This window comes from Microvirga sp. P4_G7 (genome assembly GCF_056401005.1).
Genome location: NZ_JBFUKD010000551.1, coordinates 1 through 2,536 on the forward strand (window position 1 = coordinate 1; position 2,536 = coordinate 2,536).

General features: G+C 61.9%; 2 protein-coding genes. One reads left to right on the forward strand and one right to left on the reverse strand.

The window, feature by feature from the left end:
* Positions 1-1,212, forward strand: a 1,212-nt coding sequence (gene mdoH / locus AC1DT3_RS17765) for a glucans biosynthesis glucosyltransferase MdoH (protein WP_477466559.1), incomplete at its 5' end; no start/stop codon positions are given.
* Between the two features lie 168 nt (positions 1,213-1,380).
* Here the strand turns inward: mdoH and AC1DT3_RS17770 are convergent.
* A partial coding sequence (locus AC1DT3_RS17770; RefSeq protein WP_477466560.1) for a Na/Pi cotransporter family protein occupies positions 1,381-2,536 on the reverse strand: 1,156 nt, incomplete at its 5' end.

The following is a 2,536-nucleotide window of genomic DNA, read 5'->3' on the forward strand; positions in this document are numbered from 1 at the left end:
GATCTGAGAGGCAAGCCGCCTCTCGGCGGACATATTCTGAGCCACGATTTCGTCGAGGCGGCGCTTCTCCGGCGCGCCGGATGGACCGTCTACATGCTCCCCGAGTTGCAGGGCTCCTACGAGGAAAGTCCGCCCTCGCTGATCGATCTCGCAGCCCGTGACCGACGTTGGTGCCAGGGCAATCTGCAGCATATGCGCGTGATGATGGCCAAGGGCCTGAAGATGCCGACCCGTCAGCATTTCGCGACCGGCATCATGTCATATCTCGCCTCGCCGTTCTGGCTCTTCCAGCTCATCGTCGGTATCGCGCTGGTCTTGCAGACGACCTACATCCGACCCGAATATTTCGCCCGCGATTTCCGCCTGTTTCCGGTCTGGCCGCGGTTCGATCCCGAGCGCGCGCTCGCGTTGTTCGTGATCACGATGGGCATTCTCCTCGCGCCGAAGATCTTCGGCCTGATCTTGATGATCCTTCAGAAGGAAAACCGTCGCGCGTCCGGCGGCGCCATCAGGCTGTTTATTTCGACCGTGCTCGAAATCATCCTGGCCGCCCTCCTCGCTCCCATTCTGATGCTGATCCAATCKGGATCGGTTTTTCAGATTCTCCTGGGCCGCGACACCGGCTGGCAGCCGCAACGGCGCGACGATGGCTCGATTCCGTTCAAGGATATCGTCCGGCGTCATCGCTGGCACACAGTGCTGGGCGCCTTTGTCGGGATCTCCGCGTTCATGATCGCGACTTCGCTCTTTCTGTGGATGTCGCCGACCATCGTCGGCCTCCTTCTGGCCATCCCGCTTTCCTGGCTCAGTGGTCAACTGGGTCTCGGGCTTGCCCTCAAGCGTGTCGGCTTGCTGATGACCCCGGAGGAGCGCACGCCGCCGCCGATCGCTGTTCGGGCGAACGCGCTGCAGGCGGAGAACGCAAAGTCGGGCTTCGATGATGAAGATTCCCTTTTGGCGCTCTATGAGGATGCGTATCTGAGACAGCAGCATCTCGACATGCTGCCGCCCGTCCCGAGCCGCAAACGGGGCGAGATCGAAACCGATCGCGCTCTCGCCGAGGCCAAATTGGTCGATGCGGAAACGATCGAAGACGCGCTGAAATGGCTGAAGCCTAAGGAGCGCATGGTCGTCCTTTACGATCGGGCGCTGCTCGCCATGGCAATGAGTCTCAAGTCCACGGCGCCGCGTGAGGCGGAGGCTGCCGAGTAACTTCTACGATTCCGACTTGTGGCTCGTCCCGGCGCCTGCCGAGGCGAACTTGTCGAGTTACCCGAACGGCCTCGAACTTCGCCAATCCGGTGCTCGGCAAAAGCGACCGCCGGGGCGTAGCCCATCAGGACGCGAGGTCTCGCGTGACGGACGATGAGGTGCGTCTACTTACGAGGTTAGACGGCTCGGCTTCAGTTCGCCACTCTGCTCCAGCAACGAATGTCCCGTCGCTGCGATATGGGCCTCGATGCGCTTGAGATCGCGCACGATATCGAGCTGCAAGGCGCTGGTGTCGTTGGTCGTCTTGCCCGACCGCAACTGTTCCAGATGCTTCTGCGTGATCGCCCGCTCGAGGTCACGAAAATGCTCCTTCTCAGTGACGAGGCGTCGCGCGGAGGTCAGGTCCTGGAACATCAGTACGGACGCTGCGAGCTGAAGATGCTCGAGCAGATTGGTGTGCATCCGGGTGATGTCCGCTTGGACGTCCGTCGGCAGGCGCAGGTGGTTCTTGATGCGCTTGGCAGCGAGCTCCATCAGGTTCTTGTCGATGATGTCGCCGACGTGTTCGAGATTGATCGCGAACGCCAGAATGTCGGAAAGCCGCCGCGCTTCCTCCTCGCTCAGCGCCTCATGGTTGATCGAGCTCAGGTAGCGCCGTATGGCGCTGTACAGACGGTCGACCACGTCGTCGGTGCGGCTGACCGCTTCGACCTGGTTGAGGTCCCCGTGCTGGAACAAGTCCTGAGAGCTTCTCAGCATGGTCTCGACGACGTCGGCCATGCGCAACACTTCACGCGCGGCGTTCGAGAGCGCGACGGACGGCGTGTCGAGGGCATCCACATCGAGATATTGCGGCACGCTCGGATCGGACGCCTTCACCTGCGCCGGGAGCGCCTTCTGCAGCATCCGCGCGATCCAGGGCAGCGGCAGGATGAAAACCAGCGCCAAAACCACGTTGAACAGGGTGTGGAAGTTTGCCGCCAGGCGTGAAGGATCCGCCTCGAAACGTGCAAGGAACATGACGATCTGGTTCAGAAACGGCAGCGCGACCGCGCAACCGATGAGGCGGATCGCGAGGTTGCCGACCGGAACGCGAAGTTTGACCGGGTCGCCGCCGGTTCCTTCGAGCAGCGGGTTCAAGGCTGTTCCGAGGTTTGCGCCGAGGACCATGGCCAGTGCCGAATGATTGTCGACAATGCCCGCCGAGGCGAGCGACATGATGAAGAGCATCGCCGCGACACTCGAATGCGCTGCCCACGCCAGAATGCCTGCAAGAAGGACGAGGATGATCGGATCGGGCGCGATCGCGGCGAGGACGCTTTTC